Origin of the sequence: Novosphingobium aquimarinum (assembly GCF_009746585.1) — a bacterium.
GTDB lineage: Bacteria > Pseudomonadota > Alphaproteobacteria > Sphingomonadales > Sphingomonadaceae > Novosphingobium > Novosphingobium aquimarinum.
In genome coordinates this window covers 27,717-50,470 of sequence record NZ_WRPO01000015.1, presented here as the reverse complement: position 1 = coordinate 50,470, position 22,754 = coordinate 27,717, and the positions used below count along the sequence as shown (strand labels likewise).

19 protein-coding genes are annotated in these 22,754 nt (G+C 62.9%); 13 read left to right on the top strand and 6 right to left on the bottom strand.

The genetic code is table 11. The features are described 5' to 3' along the window. The first annotated feature begins 55 nt into the window (after nucleotides 1-55). Nucleotides 56-274, top strand: coding sequence for a hypothetical protein (locus GQO94_RS14505; protein WP_156842150.1), 219 nt, complete (start codon nucleotides 56-58; stop codon nucleotides 272-274). Between the two features lie 173 nt (nucleotides 275-447). Beyond that, nucleotides 448-948, top strand: coding sequence for a hypothetical protein (locus tag GQO94_RS14500; protein WP_332310846.1), 501 nt, complete (start codon nucleotides 448-450; stop codon nucleotides 946-948). A 107-nt stretch (nucleotides 949-1,055) separates the two neighbouring features. Here the strand turns inward: GQO94_RS14500 and GQO94_RS14495 are convergent, their stop codons facing one another. Then, nucleotides 1,056-1,727: an outer membrane protein gene (locus GQO94_RS14495; RefSeq protein WP_156842149.1), complete on the bottom strand. Its 672-nt coding sequence runs from the start codon at nucleotides 1,725-1,727 to the stop codon at nucleotides 1,056-1,058. A 228-nt stretch (nucleotides 1,728-1,955) separates the two neighbouring features. Between GQO94_RS14495 and rlmN the strand changes: the two genes are divergently transcribed. The 6 genes from rlmN to GQO94_RS14465 all read left to right on the top strand — a co-directional run bounded on the left by rlmN (nucleotide 1,956) and on the right by GQO94_RS14465 (nucleotide 8,025). Continuing rightward, nucleotides 1,956-3,266 (top strand): 23S rRNA (adenine(2503)-C(2))-methyltransferase RlmN, encoded by a 1,311-nt coding sequence (gene rlmN, locus GQO94_RS14490; protein ID WP_198045977.1) that lies wholly within the window; start codon nucleotides 1,956-1,958, stop codon nucleotides 3,264-3,266. Nucleotides 3,267-3,428: 162 nt separating this feature from the next. Then, nucleotides 3,429-3,752 (top strand): glycine zipper 2TM domain-containing protein, encoded by a 324-nt coding sequence (locus GQO94_RS14485; RefSeq protein WP_156842148.1) that lies wholly within the window; start codon nucleotides 3,429-3,431, stop codon nucleotides 3,750-3,752. A 131-nt stretch (nucleotides 3,753-3,883) separates the two neighbouring features. Beyond that, complete coding sequence (locus tag GQO94_RS14480; protein WP_156842147.1) at nucleotides 3,884-4,636, top strand: SDR family oxidoreductase; 753 nt, start codon at nucleotides 3,884-3,886, stop codon at nucleotides 4,634-4,636. 72 nt (nucleotides 4,637-4,708) lie between these two features. Next, a complete protein-coding gene (locus GQO94_RS14475; protein ID WP_156842146.1) occupies nucleotides 4,709-5,974 on the top strand; it encodes an SAM-dependent methyltransferase in 1,266 nt (421 codons plus the stop codon). A gap of 140 nt (nucleotides 5,975-6,114) precedes the next feature. After that, entirely contained in the window at nucleotides 6,115-7,329 is a 1,215-nt protein-coding gene (locus tag GQO94_RS14470; protein WP_156842145.1) for an argininosuccinate synthase, read from the top strand. Nucleotides 7,330-7,437: 108 nt separating this feature from the next. Then, nucleotides 7,438-8,025, top strand: coding sequence for a septal ring lytic transglycosylase RlpA family protein (locus tag GQO94_RS14465; protein ID WP_232332945.1), 588 nt, complete (start codon nucleotides 7,438-7,440; stop codon nucleotides 8,023-8,025). A gap of 31 nt (nucleotides 8,026-8,056) precedes the next feature. On the opposite strand, the gene GQO94_RS14460 is transcribed toward GQO94_RS14465, so the two are convergent. Continuing rightward, nucleotides 8,057-10,873 (bottom strand): bifunctional diguanylate cyclase/phosphodiesterase, encoded by a 2,817-nt coding sequence (locus GQO94_RS14460; protein WP_156842144.1) that lies wholly within the window; start codon nucleotides 10,871-10,873, stop codon nucleotides 8,057-8,059. Between the two features lie 331 nt (nucleotides 10,874-11,204). Between GQO94_RS14460 and GQO94_RS14455 the strand changes: the two genes are divergently transcribed. The 5 genes from GQO94_RS14455 to GQO94_RS14435 are packed head-to-tail and all read left to right on the top strand — an operon-like array spanning nucleotide 11,205 to nucleotide 17,532. Continuing rightward, on the top strand, nucleotides 11,205-13,673 hold the full coding sequence (locus tag GQO94_RS14455; RefSeq protein WP_156842143.1) for a DUF1592 domain-containing protein: 2,469 nt from the start codon (nucleotides 11,205-11,207) through the stop codon (nucleotides 13,671-13,673). Next, the gene (locus GQO94_RS14450; protein WP_156842142.1) at nucleotides 13,670-15,004 is read left to right on the top strand and encodes a DUF1552 domain-containing protein; all 1,335 of its coding nucleotides are present in this window, start codon (nucleotides 13,670-13,672) and stop codon (nucleotides 15,002-15,004) included. The genes GQO94_RS14455 and GQO94_RS14450 overlap by 4 nt, the downstream gene beginning before the upstream one ends. Continuing rightward, entirely contained in the window at nucleotides 14,994-16,331 is a 1,338-nt protein-coding gene (locus GQO94_RS14445) for an ankyrin repeat domain-containing protein (protein ID WP_198045976.1), read from the top strand. The genes GQO94_RS14450 and GQO94_RS14445 overlap by 11 nt, the downstream gene beginning before the upstream one ends. Nucleotides 16,332-16,358: 27 nt before the next feature. Further along, nucleotides 16,359-16,838, top strand: a complete 480-nt coding sequence (locus GQO94_RS14440) for a c-type cytochrome (protein ID WP_156842141.1) — start codon at nucleotides 16,359-16,361, stop codon at nucleotides 16,836-16,838. Between the two features lie 4 nt (nucleotides 16,839-16,842). Beyond that, nucleotides 16,843-17,532, top strand: coding sequence for a cytochrome b/b6 domain-containing protein (locus GQO94_RS14435; protein WP_156842140.1), 690 nt, complete (start codon nucleotides 16,843-16,845; stop codon nucleotides 17,530-17,532). A gap of 318 nt (nucleotides 17,533-17,850) precedes the next feature. On the opposite strand, the gene GQO94_RS14430 is transcribed toward GQO94_RS14435, so the two are convergent. Genes GQO94_RS14430 through GQO94_RS14415 form a run of 4 tightly spaced genes read right to left on the bottom strand, consistent with a single transcriptional unit; the run spans nucleotide 17,851 to nucleotide 22,735 of the window. Further along, nucleotides 17,851-18,612 (bottom strand): DUF2334 domain-containing protein, encoded by a 762-nt coding sequence (locus GQO94_RS14430; protein WP_156842139.1) that lies wholly within the window; start codon nucleotides 18,610-18,612, stop codon nucleotides 17,851-17,853. Continuing rightward, nucleotides 18,599-20,980, bottom strand: coding sequence for a TonB-dependent receptor domain-containing protein (locus tag GQO94_RS14425; RefSeq protein ID WP_232332944.1), 2,382 nt, complete (start codon nucleotides 20,978-20,980; stop codon nucleotides 18,599-18,601). Before GQO94_RS14425 ends, GQO94_RS14430 begins: the two co-directional genes overlap by 14 nt. Continuing rightward, nucleotides 20,977-21,960, bottom strand: coding sequence for a FecR family protein (locus tag GQO94_RS14420; RefSeq protein WP_198045975.1), 984 nt, complete (start codon nucleotides 21,958-21,960; stop codon nucleotides 20,977-20,979). Before GQO94_RS14420 ends, GQO94_RS14425 begins: the two co-directional genes overlap by 4 nt. Beyond that, entirely contained in the window at nucleotides 21,944-22,735 is a 792-nt protein-coding gene (locus GQO94_RS14415; protein WP_156842137.1) for an RNA polymerase sigma factor, read from the bottom strand. Before GQO94_RS14415 ends, GQO94_RS14420 begins: the two co-directional genes overlap by 17 nt. Nucleotides 22,736-22,754: the final 19 nt, after the last annotated feature.

The window sequence follows — 22,754 nt, the reverse complement described above, 5'->3', positions numbered from 1 at the left end:
ACTTAACATTGGCGCGAGATTTGGTATCTTCGCCGTGGGCCGACGGGGACGGACGATGGACGATCAGGAAAAGCAAGAACTCAAGCACACGCTGGGTAACGTGCAGGCAGAGAATCAGGCACTGAAGAGCCTACTCGGCAAGGCGGCCGATCGGCTCGAGGACGTCGTCGAATCCAATTGCGACGAGGATGAGCAGGTCAAGGCGCTGAACGTTGCCGAACGCCTGCGCCGTGCCGTTGCGCTCAGCGAAACGCGGGATCAGCGAACCATCTGATTGCGCAACCAGCGCGAAGTCTTCGTTCTGTTCGCGGACTTCGACCGCTGCGCTTTTCGTTGCGCCGAACATCGGCGATTGCTCACTTCTTTATAGGTGACCCGATCCCGCCGGGGCTAAGTCCGGCAACACTCGGGCTTTTCCCAAGACAACGAATTTGGCAAAGGCCGGTCGTGATTTTGCGATCGGCCCTTTTGCTATGTGCCTCGGCAGCGCTTTCGATCTCTGCGCCGGCCGCTGCGCGCGACAGTCTCGGGCTATACGAGACCTGGGGCGCGTTTCGCGATCCGATGGTGCCGCGCTGCTATGCCATCGCCATGGCGCAGGCCTCGCAACGGCAGCGCGATTACGAGCCCTACGCCGCCGTCGGCACTTGGCCCAAGCGCGGCGTGCGAAACCAGATCCATTGGCGGCTCTCGCGCAAGCTCACGACCGATCCACGGATCGAACTCGTGATCGGCGACCAACGCTATCCGCTGACCGGCGGCGGCGGAGATGCCTGGGCGCCCGACAACAGGAGCAACGCCGCGATCCTCGCCGCTATGCGTTCTGCTCGCAGCATGACGGTGCGCGCCACCGATGCGCGCGGTCGCCGCTTCGCGAACACCTGGTCCCTGCCCGGCGTCGCCTCCGCCATGGACGCGGCCGCGATCGGTTGTGCGCGCGTCCGATAAGTCGCAGGCGTCGTCGCGAAAGTCGCGCCGCCGCCCGCCCCTTACCCCAGCACAAAAAAGGCCGGAGCGACTTAGCCCCGGCCTTTCCTGTAGTCGCTAGCGAACGCTTAGAAGCGTACGCCGACGCTCGCTGCGATTTGGTGACGATCGAGGTCGACATCGAAGCGCTGGCTATCCGGCAGATCACCATTGAAGTCGATTTCCGCCCGCGAATAATTCGAATAGCGGTATTCGAGCTTGGCGAAAGTGTTCGTGCCCACCGCCTGTTCGACGCCGGCACCGATCCGCCAGCCATCGGCATCGATGTCCTGACCGAACTCGGTGGTGCCATCGAACGAATTCACGTCGAACTTGGCGTTGGTGTAGCCGCCCTTGACGTAAACCAGCGTGCTCGGCGTCGCCTTGATACCCGCGCGGGCGCCAAGATAGAGATCGCGGTTCGCCTTGACGTTACCGATCCCGAAACCTTCGAAATCGCCGTCGGTGAACTCAGTCTTGGCGGTGGAATCGCTGATCTCCGCCTCGGCACCGAGGACGACGCTGCCGAGGTCCACATCATAACCCACGCCGACGCCGTAGAGGAAGCCGTCGATGGATTCGTCGTTATCGGCATTGATATCGTCATCGATGCTGCTGCCGGCCTTGCTGATGTCGTAGCCGACGATCGCTTCGACGCGAGGGCCGGTGAACGGTGAGTCTGCCTGTTGGGCCATGGCGGGCGCCGATCCGAGTGCGCCGAGCGCGGTTCCGGTAGCGAGGCAAACGAGAAACTTATTCATTCTAGGTACTCCGTAATCACGACGGGCTTGCCGTCGGACCAGGGAAATGCCGCAGCCCCTCGTCGAGTTTCATGAACCTCACACAACAAAAAAAGCGTGGTATTTCAGACACACATGCACGATACCTCGTGCAGCGGTTACGATGAGTGCGCGGAACGAAGCGATGCCGGCTTTCGTTCGCGCGCATCTTTCGTTCGCGCGGCGAATGCCCTATATATGCGTTTCACCATGGCCGAAGCAGACAACACTCCGACGGGAGCCGGCTCCCAGCCGGTCGCTATGCCCATTCCGGGCCACATCGATCCTTTGCCGGTCGATCGCCCCGGTCTGGTCGGTGGCATCACGCCGCGCGCCGACGGAAAGATCGATCTTCTCGGTCTGCCCCGCCCCCGCATTGCCGAACTGTTTGCCGATGCGGGGCTCGATGCCAAGCAGGCAAAGCTGCGCGCCAAACAGGTCTTCCACTGGCTCTACCATCGCGGCGTCACCGAGTTCTCCGCCATGACGGACATCGCCAAGGCGATGCGACCCTGGCTGAGCGAGCGTTTCGTGATCGGCCGGCCCGACGTCGTCGAGGCCCAGCATTCGAGCGACGGCACGCGCAAATGGCTGCTGCGTACGGCGGACGGCCACGAATTCGAGATGGTCTTCATTCCCGATGCGGATCGCGGCACGTTGTGCGTGTCGTCGCAAGTCGGGTGCACACTCAATTGCCGCTTCTGCCACACCGGTACGATGCGGCTGGTGCGCAATCTGACGCCGGGCGAAATCGTTGGCCAGGTCATGCTGGCCCGCGATGCGCTGGGCGAATGGCCGCGAGGCCGGATGGACGGGCTCGAAGACGAAGAGGATGAAGGCGGCTACAGCGCCGATGGTCGCCTGCTCACCAACATCGTGATGATGGGCATGGGCGAGCCGCTCTACAATTTCGACAACGTGCGCGATGCGCTCCGCCTGGTCATGGACGGCGCCGGGCTCGCGCTGTCGAAGCGTCGGATTACTTTGTCGACCAGCGGCGTCGTGCCGTTGATGGCGCGGTGCGGCGAAGAGATCGGCGTCAATCTCGCGGTCTCGCTCCACGCGGTGAGCAAGGACGTGCGCGACGAGATCGTGCCGATCAACCGCAAGTACGGGCTGGAGGAATTGCTCCAGGCCTGCGCCGATTACCCCGGCGCGTCGAACGCCCGGCGCATCACGTTCGAATATGTGATGCTCAAGGACAAGAATGACAGCGACGAAGACGCGCACGAACTCGTCCGCCTGCTGCGCAAGTACGATCTGCCCGCCAAGGTCAATCTCATCCCCTTCAACCCCTGGCCGGGCGCGCCTTACGAGTGCTCCACGCCGGAACGCATCCGCCGCTTTTCCAACATCGTGTTCGAGGCCGGCATCAGCGCCCCGGTGCGTACCCCGCGCGGGCGCGATATCGACGCCGCCTGCGGACAGCTGAAGACGGCCGCCGAGAAAAAGAGCCGCGCCGAGCGCGACCGCGAGGAGCTGGAGCGAATCTATGCGGAAAAGCAGGCCGCGCTCGACTGACCGGTTTGGCGCGTTCCTTAGAACCGAACCCGCGTTTCAACGTGCGACGATAACTGTCCGCCGCGCAAATTGAGGCAAATTGCCTCGTTCATCTCAGGTTGTGGAGCCATGAACGAACTTGGTCGTTGTTACCTCATCAACGACGCATCAGGAGGTTCAGCCATGCGTACCGCAATCATCGCCGCCACTCTGTCGGCTCTCACCCTTCCCGCCCTCACCGTCGCGACTCCCGCCCAGGCGGATTCGCGCCGCTATTACCAGACGGACAATGGCATTCGGTACTGGCGCGGCAACAACGGTCGCTATTACTGCAAGAAGTCCAACGGAACGACGGGCTTGCTGATCGGCGGCGTCGCCGGGGCGCTGCTCGGCCGCACGATCGATGGTGGCCGCGACAAGACCGTCGGCACGATCGCCGGGGCCGCTGTCGGCGCGCTGGTCGGCCGCGAAGTGGATCGCAAGAATTCGCGTCCGCGCTGCCGCTGATCCCGCGTCGGCAACAGGACAAGGCGCCGCTTGCCCAGCGGCGCCTTTTTCGCGTCTCGGATGAAGTCGGCAGAAAGGTTCCATAATCGCCGCCGATGTGCTGATGTGTGGCGATGGCGCCACCTGCTCAGATGAAGACACCGGCCGTGCTCGTGACGGGCGGAGCCAAGCGGATCGGCGCAGCCATTGCCCGCGCCTTCGGCGAGGCCGGATGGCATGTCGTCATTCATTATGGTCGATCGGCTGCAGCCGCGAACGACCTTGCCGCATCCCTGCCCAGCGCGGAAACGATCGGCTGCGACTTGTGCGATGCCCAGGCATCCGAGGCTATGATCGCGGATTTGGCCGCACGGCTTCCCGATTGGCGCGTTCTGATCAACTGCGCGGGCATTTTCCGCCTCGATACGGTCGAGGCGCTCGCTAGCGAAGTGTTCGACGAGGCACTGCGCGTGAACGCCGCTGCTCCCGCTCGCCTCGCGCAAGCCTTTCTGCGGTGGGCACGCGCATCGGCGGGACGCCGCGTCATTCAGGTGACCGATCAGAAGATCGCCAATCCCAATCCCGATTTTTTCTCTTACACGATGAGCAAGCATGCCCTCGCCGCGACCGTGCCGATGCTGGCGATCGGGCTCGCCGGGCCAGACGACCGGGTCTACGCCATTGCTCCTGGCGCTATCCTCGCAAGCCACGATCAAAGCGAAAGCGAGACGGACCGCTCACACCGAATGAATCTGCTGAAGCGCAAGACCGGCGCCGATGAAATCGCGCAAGCCGCGCTGTTCCTGGCCGAGGGATGGCTCGCAAGCGGGGAAACGCTCTATCTCGATTCGGGGCAACATTTGCTACGCCAACCGCGCGATGTGCTGTTCCTGGCACGCCAATAGTAGCGGACTTGCCCTTGAGGCGGCGACGGCCCGCGCTACATGGCAATGTGCAAAAGTGACAACAGGTTTCCCGTGAGACGACATATTCTCGATCGATTCCTTGCAGACGGCATCAGATACGGCACGCTGGAAGTCCGCCGGCCAGATGGCAGTACAGCGAAATTCGGAACGCCCACGCCCGGCTTTCCCGATGTCGCCATCCGCTTCACCTCGCGCCGGGCGGAGCTGCGAATCCTGCGCGATTTCCGGCTCGGCGCCGGCGAAACTTTCATGGAAGGCGGGTTGCTGGTCGAACGTGGCGACATCATGCAGCTCGTCCAGCTTCTGCGCGCCAACAAGCCGTGGGACAAGGGCGGCGAAGTCCGCGAGGCCAGTCGCTTCAAGAAGCTGCGCAGCCGCATCGCGACGCGGATCGACGGCGTCAATCGCGCGGCACGATCCAAGAGCAACGTCTCGCACCACTACGACATCGGCAATGATCTCTATCGCCTGTTTCTCGATTCCGAGCACATGCAGTACAGCTGCGCGTACTGGCCGAAGGATATGCTCGGCGGGGATATGACGCTGGAGCAGGCGCAGGATGCCAAGCTCGCGCATATCGCTGCCAAACTTGCGTTGTCACCGGGGCAGACCGTGCTCGACATCGGGTGTGGCTGGGGCGGTATGGCGATCTATCTGGCAAAATATGCCGGAGCCGAAGTCCATGGGATCACACTCAGCGAGGAGCAGCTCGCCCTCGCCCGCGTGCGCGCCGAGGAAGCCGGGGTCGCCGACAAGATCCTCTTCGAACTGGTGGACTATCGCGACCTTGCCGCGCGCGGACTGCAGTACGATCGCATCGTCTCGGTCGGCATGTTTGAACATGTCGGCCAAGCACAGTTCGATCGCTTCTTCCTCGACTGCACACGGCTTCTGGCCGACGACGGCGTCATGCTGATGCACACGATCGGGCGGATGGGCGGCCCCGGTGCGACCGACGCTTTCACCCGCAAGTGGATCTTCCCCGGCGGCTACATCCCCGCGCTCAGCGAGACCCTGGCCGCGAGCGAGAAAGCGCGGTTGATTGCCAGCGACGTCGAGACGCTGCGGCTGCACTACGCGCTGACGCTGCGCGAATGGTACAAGCGCTGCGTCGCCAGTCGCGACGCCATCATCGCGCTGCACGACGAGCGGTTTTACCGCCTGTGGATCTTCTACCTCGCCGGCGCGACGGCCGCCTTCGAGAGCGGCAGCATGTGCAACTACCAGATTCAGTACATCCGCCAGCGCCGGACCCTGCCCTTGACGCGCGACTACATGGCCAAAGCGGAAACGGCGTTGCGCGGCCCCGCGGCCTAGCCCGGCAGATTGCCGAAACGTACACGGCAATGCGAGGCACGGGTTTTGTCGACCGCAAACCCTCCTCTTGTCGCAGTCCCGGCCATCGCCTAGGTGGCCGCTTCGATCTTGCCTGAACCGCTCAGACGAAAGCAACCGGTATGACTGATGTGAAGCGTGTGGTCCTCGCCTATTCGGGCGGCCTCGATACGAGCGTGATCCTGAAATGGCTGCAAGTGACGTACAACTGCGAAGTCGTCACTTTCACCGCCGACCTCGGACAAGGCGAGGAGCTGGAACCCGCGCGCGCCAAGGCCAAGCTGATGGGTGTGCCCGACGAACACATCTACATCGACGACTTGCGCGAGGAATTCGTGCGCGACTTCGTCTTCCCGATGATGCGCGCCAATGCCCGCTATGAAGGCGACTACCTGCTCGGCACTTCGATCGCGCGGCCGCTCATTTCGAAGCGCCTGATCGAGATCGCTCGCGAAACCGGCGCCGACGCGATCGCCCACGGCGCAACCGGCAAGGGCAATGACCAAGTGCGCTTCGAACTGTCCGCCTATGCACTCGATCCCGACATCAAGGTGATCGCGCCCTGGCGCGAGTGGGACCTGACCAGCCGCACCGCGCTGATCGCCTGGGCCGAGCAGCACCAGATCCCCGTCCCCAAGGACAAGCGCGGCGAGAGCCCGTTCTCGACCGACGCGAATCTGCTGCACACCTCTTCGGAAGGCAAAGTGCTCGAGGATCCGTGGGAAGAGACACCCGATTACGTTTATTCGCGGACCGACAATCCCGAGGATGCGCCCGACACGCCCGAATACATCACCATCGATTTCGAAAAGGGTGACGGCGTCGCACTCAATGGCGAGGCGATGAGCCCGGCGACGCTGCTCGCGGCCCTGAACGACCTCGGTAAGAAGCACGGCATCGGCCGGCTCGACCTCGTCGAGAACCGCTTCGTCGGGATGAAGAGCCGCGGCATGTACGAAACGCCGGGCGGCGAGATTTACGCGCGCGCGCATCGGGGCATCGAGCAGATCACGCTCGATCGCGGCGCGGCGCATCTCAAGGACGAGCTGATGCCCAAGTATGCCGAGCTCATCTACAACGGCTTCTGGTTCGCGCCGGAACGCGAGATGCTGCAAGCCGCGATCGACCATTCGCAGGCCAAAGTGAATGGCACCGTGCGGCTGAAGCTCTACAAGGGCCTCGCCTCAATCGTTGGCCGCAAGTCGGCCGATTCGCTGTATTCGGAGGCGCACGTCACATTTGAGGACGATGCGGGCGCTTACGACCAGAAGGACGCACAAGGCTTCATTCGCTTGAACGCGCTGAGGCTTCGACTCCTCGCACGCCGCGATCGGTAGGTTCCCGAGCATGGGGCGGACCGTTGCCGCAACGCGACGAGATGCCTCCACAGGGGTGCAATCGTAAGATTACCGGGTGTACCTGCCCCTCACCGGAAACGGGACGGAGTGGGACTTCTGACTGATCGTACGACCCTGCGGCGTTCGCGCCGCATCGCGCCTGCACAGCTGTTTGCCTTGGGCGCGGCATTGGCGCTTCCAGCCACCGGCATGGTGATCGCCGCCATCGGAGGCAGCGAGCTCGAAGCGGCAGAGGCAGTGCCCGTCGCGGTCAAGGCATCCTCGCAGTTCGAGGCCCGCTTCGACAATACCTTCACCAAGACCCAGAACGAAGCCTCGCAGACCGGCCTGCTCGACGCCGAGATTTCGGTCGCATCGCCTGACGAAGACGAAGCCCTCGAATCCGTCGGCTCAGGCGTCGCCAGCTTCTACGGTCGCGCCTTCGCCGGCCGTCGCACCGCCAGTGGCGATGTCTTCGATCCTGCCCAATTGACCGCGGCGCATCGCACTTTGCCCTTCGGCAGCCGCGTCAAAGTCACCAATGAGCGCAATGGCCGCACGGTGGTCGTGCGCATCAACGACCGCGGGCCGTTCCACGGCAACCGCGTGATCGATCTCAGCCGCGCCGCGGCCGACCAGATCGGCATCGTCGGACCCGGCAGCGGGCGGGTCGAACTCGCGCTGCTCACCAATTAAGAGCTTACTCCGTCTGACTCGCGTTTGCGCGTCAGGCGGCTTCCTCGGTATCGACCGATCCGTCATGACCATGGTCGCCCGTTTGTCCCAGCTGCGCTGAAGGACGCGGTCGTCCGAAGAAATAGCCTTGGGCTTCATCGCAGCCTTCGAGTTTCAGCAGCTCGAGTTGCTCGACCGATTCCAGACCCTCGGCAAGCACCGGCACATTGAGGCTGCGTCCAAGCGCGAGCACCGCGCGAATGATGGCGCGCGCCTGAGGACTGGTGCTGGATTCGAGCAGGAACGACTTGTCGATCTTGATCTTGTCGAACGGGAACGAATTGAGCGTGTCGAGCGACGAATACCCCGTTCCGAAGTCGTCGATCGCGATCGTCACGCCCAATGACTTCAAACTGCGCAGGATGTGCAGCGCGCGCGCCTTGTCGGCGATGATCACGGATTCGGTGATTTCCAGCTCGAGGCGGCGCGGCGAGAGCCCGGTCTCGGTCAGAATGGTGATCACCGTCTCGATGAGATCGACCTGCATCAGTTGCACCGCCGAGAGGTTCACGGCGACCTTCAGCGGCTTGTCCCATTCCACGGCCTGCCTGCACGCTTCGCGCAGCACCCACGCGCCGATCTCGAGGATCGCACCCGACTCCTCGGCGATGGGAATGAAACGCGAAGGCGGGATGGGGCCGTGCAGCGTATGGTTCCAGCGCAGCAGCGCCTCGTAACCAGTCACCTCGTCGGTCACGAGCGAGCACTGGTCCTGGAAGGCCAGCGAGAGCTCGTTGCGCTCGATGGCATGCCGCAAATCGTTCGCGAGCTGGCGCTTGGCGCGCGCTTTCTCGTCCATCCCGCGCTCGTAATAGCAGATACTGGCGCCGATCAGGCCTTTGGCGCGATACATGGCAAGGTCCGCGTTGTTGAGCACTTGCTCGCGGTTCTCTCCATCGGTCGGGTAAGAGGCGATGCCGATGCTTCCACCAGCGCTGAACTTGGAGGATTCGAGAATGATCTTCTGAGTAAACGCCCGCTCGATGCGAGCGACCCAGGACTGAAGTTCGTCATCGTTGGTGTACGGGAAGAACGCGGCGAACTCGTCTCCGCCGAGACGGGCGAAGAAGCCGTTTGCGGGGGTTTCGGCATGCAGCTTCTCGGCGATCGCGCACAACAACGTGTCACCGGCCGCATGCCCCCAGGTATCGTTGATTTCCTTGAAGCGATCGAGATCGACCACCGCGATTCCGATCTTGCCCCCTTCGCTTGCGGCCTGGACCATGGCCTCGTCGAGACGACGGCCGAAGTGGATTCGGTTCGGGAGCCCCGTAAGATCGTCGTGGAGAGCCATGTGGGCAATCTTGGCTTCGGAAAGGCGGCGCGCGGTCACGTCCTCGAAGGTCGAGACCCAGCCACCACCTTCCAGGCGACGATGCGCCATGAAGACGTGCATGCCGTTGGCGTATTCCACACTCACTGAGCCGCCTGTGTCGTCGGCCAGGCATTCGAGAAGGCGATCGATCCCCAGCGCAACGCGTTCATCGCTCACCATCGCGTCGTTAAGCCCGCTCAGGGACGCGCGAATAAACTCGTCGATTGTCATGCCTTCCCGAAGAGCGCCGGGTTCGATGCCATAAAGCTCGCAAAACCGCTGGTTCCACAAGATCAGGCGGCGATCCTCCCCAAACAAACAGAGCCCCTGATGCATGTTCGACAGCGCGGCATCGAGATTGGCACTGGCCTCGATCAGGCGATCCTTGTCTTGCTTGGGAACCGTCATATCGCGGGTAATCTTGGCGAAACCCCGAAATCGACCACGCTCATCGTGCACGGGCTCGATCGTTACGTGCGCCCAGAAGGAGGACCCGTCCTTTCTCCGGCACCACCCCTCGACCGCGAACCGCCCTTCCTCACGCGCCCTGGCGAGACCATTCATGGCATTGCCAGACTCGCTGTGCGCCGGAGCGTAAAACGTTTCGAGGGGAAGACCGATAGCTTCCGCCTCGCTATATCCCTTCAGCTTCGCGGCGCCCGCGTTCCAACTGGCGACCCGCCCGTCAGGCGTGAGCATGTAGATCGCGTAGTCGGTGATGCCCTGCACGAAAATACGAAACTCGCGCTCGCGTACCGCAGCCGCTGCCTGGATCCTGAGGCTCGTTACGGCGGTAACGATGACGCAGACCAAGATCATCAGCGCGACAAGAGCAACCATCGATCCCAGTTGCACTCGGTCGATGATCAAGTCCGCCGTGAACGGACGACGGCTCGGAATCGCCGTGGCCGCCACCACACCACTAAAGTGTAGACCAAGAATAGCGATAACGAAGGCCAACCCGCTCGATGCGCATGCCAAGCGACTGTTGCGCTGCACCCCCAACTCCAAGGTGACGACCATAGGCACGATGGCGAAAGCAAGCGATACGGCGATCCATTCGGGCGACCATCGGAAGATAGCCGGCATCTCGACGGCCATCATCCCGACGTAATGCATCAACGCCGCCCCGGCGCCGACGACGACTGCCGCCATGACGCGCCTTGCCGGCAGGATCGCGCCTTCGGCGATCAGAAAGCCGCCCGTCGCCGTTGCGACCGCGATGGCGAGCGAGATCAACGTCTTTGCGGCATTGTAGCTTACCGCCGCGCCCGGATCGTAGCCCAGCATCGCGACGAAGTGCGTCGCCCAGACGCCGAGACCGGCGACGACAACTGCCGCAGCGAACCAATTGCGCCTGCGTTCCTCCTTCGCGTGGATCGCACGCTGGAGAATGAGCACGACGGCCGCCGCCGTCAGCGTACAAAGCGCCACGGCAATCCAGACGAGCCGCATATCATGCTCGTTCTCAAGGCAAAAAAGCAGATCGAACACTTTGACCCCCTATTTGGTAGGTCCTTAGCGGTAAGCGGTTAAAGAGCCTTGAAAGGGTTTGCGTTCAACTCCTTAGACCCCAAAGGGCAAAGTCATAACGAACTCCAAGTCATACGTTGCAGTCTGGGTGGTGTTTGCGGCGTGACAGTCGTCATCTCTCTTCAGCGACACGTGCGCACATTTTTCGGTCGCGTCGTCGTTTTAATGGCAATGGACGCCAGGTTTAGCACTCTCTAGTCAGCCTCCAGACAGGCCGGTGGGGCCTGCATCCGACCTCGTGTGGCAATGTTCCGAGGTGGGATCGAGCTTCTGGCAAATCGGGGCTGGAACCATGATGCGCGCCGCGCAATCACGCATCGGACACGCACTGCTGGCGCTGGCGGTGTCCGCCTGTGTCGCGTCCTTCTGGACTTCGACGCAAGCGCAAGACGAGCCCCTGGGCCATCGTACCGCAGTGCCGACGCCATCGTTCGCGCCCGAAGATATGCTCGACCAGTATTGTTCGCGCTGCCACAACGAGTTCGACGAAGTCGCGGGTTTGTCGATCGACGACCTCAAGGCCGCTGATCTCGCCCATGGCGAGAATGTCGATCGCTGGGAAAAAGTGCTGCGCAAGGTGGCGACGGGCGAGATGCCGCCCGACGACAAGCCGCAACCCGAGCCCGTCCAGCGTGCGGCTTTCACCAACTGGCTGGCGACGGCACGCGGACACTATGCCGCTGTGCATCCCGACCCCGGCCTTTCCACCGTGCGCCGGCTCAACCGCGTCGAATACGCCAATGCCGTGCGCGATCTGCTCGCGCTCGATGTCGATTTTCGCGACGAGTTGCCGCAGGACAATTCCGGCTTCGGCTTCGACAACATCGCCGACGTGCTCAGCGTCTCGCCGACGCTGATGGAACGCTACGTCGCGGTTGCGGGCAAGATCTCGCGCATGGCGACCGGGATCGCCTCGGCGCGCGTGGCCGTGACGAGCTATCAGGTTCCCAAAGACGGCTCGGTCGGCAACTCGGGCGTGCCCGCTTACAACGAGCGCGCCAGCGAGGACCTGCCGCTGGGATCGCGCGGCGGCGGGGCTTTCCGGTACTTCGCGCCTTACGATGGCGAATACGACGTCACTGCCTGGCTCAATTCGAACAGCAACAACGAAACCGACCGCGAGACCGAGGATCGCTACAGCCTGCGCGTGCCGATGACTGCGGGGCCGCACCTCGTCGGCATGTCATTCCGCCGCCGGATCGCGCCCGAGCAAACGGTCCAGACCGTGCGCAACGACACCGACAAGGTGCCGCTGCCGCTCGCCGCGCCGACGATGCTGCCGCTCGACGTCTGGGTCGACGGCCGGAAGGCGGGCGAGCTTTCGGTCCCGTCCTACCGCATGCACGAGCGCTATGCGCAGCAGAACTTCCCCCGCGACGTGCTGCAGATCGACGTGGCCGGCCCCTATGACGCCAAGGGACCGGGCCGGACCGCGAGCCGCGAGCGGATCTTCGCGTGTCAGCCCAAAACCGCGTCCGCCGAGCCTGCCTGCGCTCGCCGCATTGCGACCTCACTGGCCCGCCGCGCCTGGCGCACGCCGGGCGATGCGATCGACACTGCCCCATTGCTCGCGATCTACGAGGCGGAACGCAAAGCCGGCGACTTCGAACAAGGCATTGCCGCGATGGTCCAGGCAGTGCTCGTCTCGCCACGCTTCCTGTTCCTCGTCGAGAGCGATCCGGCCAATGCGGCTCCCGGCAGCGTCCGTCCTCTGACCGACCACGAACTGGCTGCGCGTCTCGCGCTGTTCCTGTGGAGCAGCATTCCCGACGAGCCGCTCCTGGCCGCTGCGGACAAGGGCTCGCTGCACCAGCCCAAAGTCCTCGAAGCGCAAGTCACGCGCATGCTCGACGATCCGCGCGCCGAAGCGCTGACCAAGAACTTCGCCGGGCAGTGGCTATTCCTGCGCAATCTCGAGCAACAGCGGCCCGACATCGCAATCTTCCCCGATTTCGACGTGCGCCTGCGCCAGGCCATGGCGACCGAGACCGAGACCTTCTTCGATCACGTGGTGCGCACCAACCGCCCAGTGCTCGATTTCATCAAGGCGGATTATGCCTTCCTCAACCAGCGGCTCGCCAATCACTACGGTATTCCCGGCGTGCACGGGGATGCGTTCCGCAAAGTCGCGCTCGATCCCGCGTGGCATCGTGGCGGCCTGCTCGGGCAAGCGAGCATCCTGACGGTGACGTCCTATGGCAACCACACTTCGGTGGTGAAGCGTGGCAAGTGGGTGCTCGACAACTTGCTCGCCGCGCCCCCTCCCCCGCCGCCGCCCGATGTTCCCGCGCTGAAGGCTGAGCATGACGGCCGGCTGCTCAACGCGCGCGAACAGCTCGAACTGCACCGGAGCGATCCCGCATGCGCGGCCTGCCACGTCCGCATGGACCCGATCGGCTTCTCGCTCGAAAATTTCGACGCGGTCGGCGCCTGGCGCAACAGCGATGCCGGCCAACCGATCGACAATGCCGCGGTCCTCCCCGACGGCACCGAATTCGCCGGTATCGCCGGGCTGCAGGACATCCTGATGGCCCGCAAGGACGAGTTCACCCGCGCCTTTACCGAGCGGCTGATGACCTATGCGCTGGGCCGCGGCATCGGCGCGCAGGACATGCCCGCGATCCGCGCGATCGCCCAGCAGGCCGCGGCCGACGACTACCGCATCCGCACTATCATCCTGGGCATCGTCACCAGCGATGCCTTCACTCAGCGCCGAACGCCCGAGCGCTGGACCGCAGCCGACCGGAGAGCGAGCCGATGATCATTCGCCGCAGCCCCCTCGATCGCCGTACCGTCCTGCGCGGCCTTGGCACCGCGATGGCCCTGCCCTTCCTCGAAGCGATGATGCCGAGCGCGAAGGCCGCCGACATCACCGCGCGGCCCAAGCGCCTTCAGGTGTTCTACACCCCCAACGGCATGACGATGGCTCCGTATCGGCCCACCGGCACCGGCCTCGTCCTGCCCGAGACGCTGACCCCGCTCGCGCCGCACCGCGAGGATATCCTCGTCGTCAGCGGGCTTGGCCATCCGCAGGCCGCCGCCATGGGCGACCGGCCCGCGGGCCATGGCCGCTCGTGCCCTGCCTTCCTCACCGGCACTCATGCCAAACAGACCGAGGGGCCGGATATCCGCTGCGGCGTCTCCATGGACCAGGTGTTCGCCGCGCATCTCGGCGACGCGACGCCGCTGACCTCGCTCGAGCTCGGGATCGATCAGGCGAGCCTGCTGGGCAGCTGCGACATCAATTACTCGTGCGCCTACACCAACGGCATTTCCTGGCTCACCCCAACGGTGCCGCTCCCCGTAACCGCCAATCCCGCCCGTGTGTTCGAGCGCCTGTTCGGGGATGGCGATGCGCTCGACGAAGCGACGCGGATCGCGCGGCTGAAGCGGCAGGCCTCGATCCTGGACTACGTCATGGAGGATGCCGCGCGGCTCACCGGGCGGCTCGGTCAGTCCGACAAGCACAAGCTCGACGAATACATGGAGGCCTCGCGCGCGATCGAGAAGCGCATCCAGCGCGCCGCCGCCTCTCCCCCGCCAGCCCAGGCCGCCACGCTGGATCGCCCGGCGGGCATCCCGGACGACTTCGCCGAACACGTGAAGCTGATGATCGACCTGCAGGTGCTGGCGATGCAGGCGGACATCACCCGCGTCGGCACGTTCATGATCGGGCGCGAGATCTCGAACCGCACGTATCCTGAGATCGGCGTGCCGGATTCGCACCACATGCTCAGCCACCACGGAAACAATCCCGAAAAGATGGCGAAGCTGGCGAAGATCAACCGCTATCACATGGAATTCTTTGCCTATTATCTCGACAAGATGAAGGAGGCGAAGGACGGCGAAGGATCGCTGCTCGATCGCACGCTGGTGATCCGCGGCTCGGCCTTCGGCGATTCCAACGACCACGATTTCATGGACTTGCCGGTGATCCTGGCGGGCGGACTGGTCGATGGTGGACGACACGTCACGGTGCCCAAGGACACGACGATGTCGAACCTGATGCTGGAAGGCCTCCAGCGGCTCGACGTTCCGACCACATCGTTCGGTGACAGCACCGGTCCGCTGAGCGTGTTCGATGCGGCGTAGTCTGGCGGCTGCTGCGGTATTGACGCTCGCATCGCCCGCGCATGCCAGCGCCCCGACCGCGCCCGGCGAGCGCCTCGCCATGGCAATCGAGATTGCCGATATCGATGGCGTGCGCGGCGCTCTGAAAGCCAAGGCCGATCCGAACCGGCCGGGCCTCTATGGCGCCTCGCCGCTACTGCGTGCAGTTAGCAAACAGAACCCGAGCTTGGTCGCCGCGCTGCTGGCGGCACGCGCTAAGCCTGACTCCGCCGATGCGGCAGGCCTGACGCCGCTGACGCTCGCATGCGAGCTGGGCAACGAAGACATCGTGCTGCAACTGATCGCGGCGGGTGCGGATCTGCGGCGCCCCGCGCCCGACGGATCGGCCCCGCTCGCGGTCTGTGCGCGCTTTGCTTCGGCGGCAACGGTAAGCCAAATGCTGGCGAAAGGCGCGCCGGCGAACAGCGTCGATCCGCGTGGGCTCACGCCCCTGATGTGGGCAGCAAGCAGCGGCAACGTCGAGGCGGCGCGCGAACTTCTTAGAGCCGGTGCGGATGCCAATAGCGTCACCGAAGCCGGGTTTTCTCCGCTCTTCTTCGCGATCCGCAGCGGCGTTCCCGAGGCAACGCGGCTGCTGCTCGAGGCCGAAGCAGACGCGGCCCATCGCGGGCCCGAGAATACCAGCGCCTTGCAGCTTGCGCTCTATCAGTCGAATTTCGCGGCCGCGGCGATGCTGCTGCCGCTCGGCTTCGATCTGGCGGAACGGGATCGCGAAGGCCTGCAACCGCTGCATCGCGCGGCAGCCGGCGGCGCGAGTGATCTCGTGCCCGCGCTGATCGCCGCGGGTGCGGACGCCAATGCCGTGACCGGTCCTTCGAAGATCAAATGGGTGACCGAGGCCAATTTCGGCATGCCCCCGCCACCGGTCCCGCCGACGCCGCCGCTGTTTCTCGCCGCTCAGCATGGCCATGCCGAAGCGATGCGCCGGCTCGTTGCTGCCGGGGCCGATCCGCATTTCGTCCCAGAAGATGGCGCGGACCTCGTCACCGCGGCGGTCCGTGGCGGCAGCACCGAGGCGCTGGAATTCGCGCTCGAACGAATCCCCGACCCCAATCACGCCAACGCGAAGGGTATGACGGCCCTTCACGTGCTGCTGTTCGGCGGCCTCCAGGATGAGCTCGAACCGATGCTCACCCTGCTCAAGTCGCACGGGGCCCGGACCGACATCGCCATGGCCGGCGGGGCGACCGCTGCCGAGATCGCAGCCAAGGGCCTGACCGAGGTTCGCGTGATCTTCGAACGGGTTTTCCCCGAGGCGAAATTGCCGCTACAATCGGCCGAAGAGTGACTTTACGGCCAACGCAAAGGATCGATCATGCCCAAGACCTCCTCTGACCGCGCCTTGCGGCTTGCGATTGCAGCCGCTGCCGGCCTTGCCGTCGCTGGTGTAACGACGTTCGCTCTCGCCGCCCCTTCGGCCAGCGCGGTGATCGCCGAACGCCAGGCGAACTACAAAAAGATGGGCGCGGCGATGAAAGCGATCAAGGATCAGCTCGCTGGCACGCCGCAAAAGGGCGCCGTGGTCGATGCCGCGCAAACGCTGGCGACGATCGCGCGCAAGCAGACAGGCCTGTTTCCCGCCGGATCGGGCGCATCCTCGGGCGTGAAGACCGATGCGCTGGCGAACATTTGGAGCGATCGCGCCACGTTCGATGGCTACCAGAAGGACCTGATCGCACAGACCGGCAAGTTGCTCGCGGCCGCCAACACCGGCAGCATTTCGGCGACCACCGAGCGTTATCGCGCGACGGGTAAAGTGTGCAGTGCATGCCACAAGGAATTCCGGGCCGACTGAGCGCATGGCCCCGGTATCGAGTACATCGCAAACCGGTCGGCCCCGCCTGTGGGACGGCCCGACGCGTCTGTTCCACTGGACGCTGGTCGTGCTGGTCGCCTTCTCCTGGTGGAGCGGCGAGGAGCACGAAATGGAATGGCACCGCTGGTCGGGCTACGGCATTCTTGCGCTAGTCGTATTTCGCATTTTCTGGGGCTTCGCCGGCCCGGCGACGGTGCGCTTCGCGCGTTTCGTTCGCGGACCGGCGACCGTCGCGGCTTATGCGCGAACGCTGTTCAAGCGCGGCGGCGAGCATGTGCCGGGGCATAATCCGCTGGGCGGGTGGAGCGTCGTCGCGATGCTGGCCGCGCTCGCGGTGATGGTCACCGCCGGCCTCTTCGCGGTGGACGTCGACGGGTTCGAGTCCGGGCCGCTGGCGACCTACATCACGTTCGAGCAGGGACGCAGCGCCGCCGAAGTGCACGAGGTGGTGTTCAACGTGCTGCTGGCCCTGATCGCTCTGCACGTCATCGCCATCGTATTCTACCGCGTGTGGAAGGGGCAGCGCCTGCTGCCCGCGATGCTCCACGGCCGCGCACCCGACGGCGTCGAGCTTTCCGCCGACGGCATGCGTGTGACCTGGTGGAAACTGGCGCTGGGCGTGATCCTCGCCGGCGCAATTGCCTGGGCCGCGGCGCAGGGATTCCGGTTCTAGGCTCGGAACGGGCCTCCTTCTGACGCTCATCGCGAGCGGATGCTCCAGCGTATTCACGCCGGCCGCAATCGCCATGTCCGAATAGGGGCCCTAGCTGTCGATTGCGACGCGAATGCCTTGCGAATGCGCTTCCTCAATGGCGGCGCTGATCTCGTCCTGTGTCGCCGGAGCAGTGATCTTGATCCAGTCCGCCAACTGCCGGACTTGCTTGCGCGCCGCGATCCGCCACTCTTCGGGCCCATCCGCAACCTAGCGCGTGCAAAGCCCCGATGCCCTGCCATCCACAAATGACAGCACGCATTGGAACTGCGTCGAACTTCATTCCGCGCGAGACGTGGCCAGAAGCGACTCATAACGTCTGACTGGGCGGCTATTGGCAAAGCATTTCAGCGTGGATTCAATACAGGAGAGGATCGAATCCTTGGTTACGTCGCCAGGATGCACGGCCACCCGAACCGTTTGCAGCGGATGCAGCACCCGGCGGGCAAATGCCGCGAACGCAAGGGAAGACGCTGTCCTAGCTGGCGATCTGCTGGCCCAGGTTATCACTGGCCCTCGCGCCAAGACCTTGCCTGATTGTGGGATCCAGACCTTCATGTGGTCCTCGGCAATATCGAACCGGCTTTCGCGCAAGGCCTCTAAGGATTCGGCCCCATAGAGCCATGCCGGTGCGATGAATCCGGAGGCTCTTCGGCCGATGATGTCCTCGACGAGCGCCTGCCCGTCTTCCATTCTGCGTACAGCCTCGCCGTAGGGAAGGCCGAGAAATTCGCCTTCGCTTGCTGTCATGTATCTGGCTTTCAGGCCCGAGACGCCCTGATGCTCGACGGTATCCTTATGATACCAGCCATGGACGAACATCTCGATTCCGCTTTCGGACCAGGCCCTGAGTCGACTGGCGAATGGAGTGCCCGAGCGGATCGGGTAGTGCCCCCAGTGGTTAGGCACGACAAGCATGGCGAACCTGGAACAGCCGAGCGTATCGGTTAGCAGTCCGGCGAGCTGGTCGACTTCCCGTTCGAACCCCGGGCCGACATCGTGAATCGATACAAGGAGTGAGCGATTGTCAGAATCTGGCATCGATCCCGATCCTGATCGATCTTGGCCGCAAAGGCGTACGCTGATTTCCGCCCGCTACGGAAAAAGGATTCCCATAGGAAAAACGATTGGCTCGACTATCCAACAAGTTTTCAATGTCCAGCGACAGGCCCCAGGGTCCGAATTCGGCGCGTCCGCCGATAGCCGTATCGAAATAATCTCCTTGCGAGATATCGAAAGGCGCGCCGACACCCAGATACGAGGTTCCGACGTAGCCGACGGACCCATCTAGAGTGATCTTCGTGCTCCCGATCCAGCGCTCGAAACGACCGATAAGCCTCGCACCACTGTCGGCAACGTTGGGAAGGTTTCGTTCCACCTTTGCCTCCAGCTCGGATGTAGGGCGATCGAGACGGCTGGCGGTATAGAAACCGGATAGTTCAAGGCTAAGTTCGGAGGTGGCTGCCCAAGCGAAATTAGCTGAGACGTAGTGCACCTGGGCCAAGCCAAGATTGGCGACATAAGGGAAGCCGGAACTCGTTACGAGATCGGCTTGCACCCTGTTCCATCTAGAATAAGCATAGGAAAGCCCACCCGACAGCTCCGAACCGGCTTCGGAGCCAAAGCGCATGCCTATCTCCAACGCCCGGACCGTGTCAGGTTCGAAGCGGGACACTGCGATCTGATTGCCGCTCCCAGTCAGTTGCTGCGCTCCTGGCCTGAAGCCTTCCCGATAGCGTAGATAGCCGATGATCCCGCGCCAAGGTTTCCAGGAAAGAGCAGCGGTCGGCAGAAATCTGAATTCGGGGCGGGTCGGCTCAGCAGCGACATCGCCGGCCACGGCATCGAAGTCGTCGAACCGCGTGAAGAACGATAGCCGCCCTCCGCCTGTGAGGGAGACGTTATGCCATAGAGGCAGCGTCGCCTCGCCAAACAACGCGGCGTCCAGGGTTTCTGATCGAACATTGGAGATCGTCGTGAGGGCATTTATGGGGCCAAGAAACCGATCTATTCGATTGCTATTTAGGGCGAATGAGAAGCCGGAAACCCAGTTTGAGCCACTATTCGTCGATCCGGAAATCCGGGTCTCGTGGGTCAGCAGCTTGACCCGCATGTCTTCTTCAAAAAGGATTGGAGTCTGCGCCTCGGGGGGCGTCGCGTCGAACACCGTGTCAATCGGGTGAATGTTATAGGACGTATTTGACACCAGCTCGGCGAAGCCGAGCTCAGCCCGGAGAGTTCCGAACACAAGCCGGTAGTCATTATCGAATGGTTGGGCGACAAAAGAGCGACGCGTCAGCGCGGAAGATTGGCCGCCATCGGTATACTGGCCGTCCTCACTGCCCGTGTCTTGGGACACGATCCCGACATCAACGCTCCATCTGTTGTTGAACTCCATTCGAACGGTTGCGCGCACTCCCAACACGTTCGTGCGATTGACATCGGACAGACCACGTTTGAGATCGTCGATGTAGCCGGGACGTATAATGCGATAACCGACAAGTCGGACGGCGGCGCGTTCGCCCACCGGGATGTTGGCAATTATGGCGCCGTCCCCGCCCAAACTGTTGCCGGTCAGTCCCATCGCTGCGGTCCCGCTGGCCGAGAACTCGCCAAGAACAGGGGGGCGGGGCAGGATCCGAATGACCCCGCCCAGTGAACCGGCGCCGTATAGTGTCCCCTGCGGACCTTCCAAGACTTCGACCTTTTCGACGTCATATAGCGCGAGGTCGGGGTCAGGCGCGCTGTACGTGAGTCTGCTTTCTCCGAGATACTGGCTGACCGTCGATTGCAGTTGTCCGTTGAAGCTGCTGTCGGCAATTCCGCGGACGAATATCTTGTTTCGCCCCGAACCGAGATTGGTGGAAGTCAGGTTTGGAAGCTCTCGAAGCAAAGCTTCACTGCCCCTGCTTCCAGACCGCAGGCTTCGCGCTTCATCGAAAGAGGCAACATGAAATGCGCCGGGGTAGTCGTCCAGCGCGATATTTTGCTTGCTTGCAGTGACGATGATTGGTTCGGGCGGGGGCGATGGACGGGCAGCGGGCTTGGGCGAAGGGCTTGTCTTGTCAATCGGTCGGCGAGGAACCGCCTGTCGAGCGCGACGGACAGGCCGGCGAAACAGCCGCACCACGCTTCCGCGCGAAATACGATAATCGTATTCCGTGCCTTCCAAAAGCCGGCGTATCCCTTCGCGCAGGGTGAAACGACCTCTCAAGCCGCCAACTCGAACCGACTGTAGGGCCGGGTCACTGGTGTCGACGGATACACTCGCTTGGGTGGCGAAGGATATCAGAGCGACATTCAAGGGTCCGGCAGGGACATTGAAGGAAATCTTTTCGGCAGCTTGCGCCGGGCAGGCTGCCGCTACGCCTACAATCGGCGCACTCGCAATCAACCATTTGCTGCTCACTGAGCTACGACAGACCAACGTGTACCATCAGCGATGATCTTCTCACCAATCAGTTCTTCCAGCCTCGTCCGCACTGCATCCCTATCGCCATTCGTTTGGATCACGCCTGAAAAGCTCCGGGATCGCATGCGTGGCGGAAGATCGAGCGATATGCCAACCGAGCGGGAAAGATCATCGGCGACCTGTTGCAAAGAAGTTTGATCGTAGACGAGCTTACCAGCTGTCCAGCTCCCGATCCATGCGACCGGGCTTCGCGAAATCTCGACATTCCCGCCTTCGTCCGCTGCAAGGGTATCACCGGCACGAAGTCTTACGATCCGGGCATTACCTTCATATTGCACCGCGCCCTCCGCCACGCCGACGCGTAACTGCCCATCGGTACGGACTACGTTAAAAACCGTTCCTATATCGACTAGGCGCTGCTCACCAGCGACGACGGTGAACGGATCAGCGTCGTCGTGCTTCACGGCAAATCTTGCTTCGCCTTGAGCAATCTTGACCGATCGGGAGTCGTTCTTGTCGAGGACAATCCTGGTATCGCCGTTCAGCTGAATTTCGCTCCCGTCCGCGAGTGAAATGGTTCGCATTTCTCCCACGGAAGTTTCGATTGGATAGGTATCATCCAAGCTGAATTGTTGAATCCCAATGAGGCCGGCCACCGCTATTGAAGCGGCGATCGCGCCCCAGCGCCAAGGGTTCCGGCGAACAGCAGAGCCTCCTGAATGATAAGCGCGAGCAACTTCGGCATCGGTGGGTTCTGGCCCTCGCTGGTCTTCCTCGGCTTCCGGAAAGCTCGCCTTTTCGAGCAAAGGAAACATGCGCGCGTCACCGTCCACGACGGCTTCGTAAGCACTATTATGAGCGGGATCGGCGTTTAGCCATTCGGCGAATTCAGCCCAGGCATTCTCGTCTGCATCCGCGAGCCTAAGATGCCAGGCTATAGCCTGCTCTGCCATCGCGCGATCAGGTTTGGCTGACATTGTCGACCTCCTCTTGCGAGAGTTGCGGCACGCCATCCAATTCTTCGCGCAAAAGCAGAAGCTTTCGATAAGCGCGTTGAAGGTGCTTTTCCACCGCGCTCAGGCTGAGGTTCAAGCAATTCGCGATAGCCTTCTGCGAATGACCTTCGAGCCGGTACATCTTCAAAATCTGCGCGGTCCGGTTCGGCATCAACGCAATTTCCGCATTGACCCGCTCGAGTTCATCGCGCGCGATTGCGCTTTCTTCCGGCGAGGGCCTCACGTCCTTTTCAAGGTCGGGTCCGATCTGATTGCGCGCCCAATGATCGTCTCGCGCCTGCTGCCGCCGACGCCCCCGGCGATGGTCGTGAAGCAAGTTGTTCGCCGTCTCGTAAAGATAGGCACGCGGGTTTTTGACAGGGCCGGTGTGGGCATTCGATAGCTTCACGTACATATCCTGCAGCAGATCATCTACTTCGGCAGGATCGCATTGACGCGAAAGCATGAAGCGCGACAATTCGGGACGCATTTCGTTCAATAATTGCGACAGACCCGCTTCGCTCGCGCTCGAATCTTGGTGGCCTAGTGACATATGATTTCTATAATGGTGGGGCCGCCACTGGGGCAATGAGCTCGATGATGACACGACGTCTCGAGCGGCTTCCGTCATCCCAAGCGGGCTTTCTGAGACACTACCGGAGATGCCCGCATTCTGCCGCGGCAATGCCGGGCTTACCTTATAGGACAGCCTGAGCACGGCCGGTGCAGGTCTAGCCTGCCAGTTGATACCGCTCATGTCGGGTCCATTGTTGGTT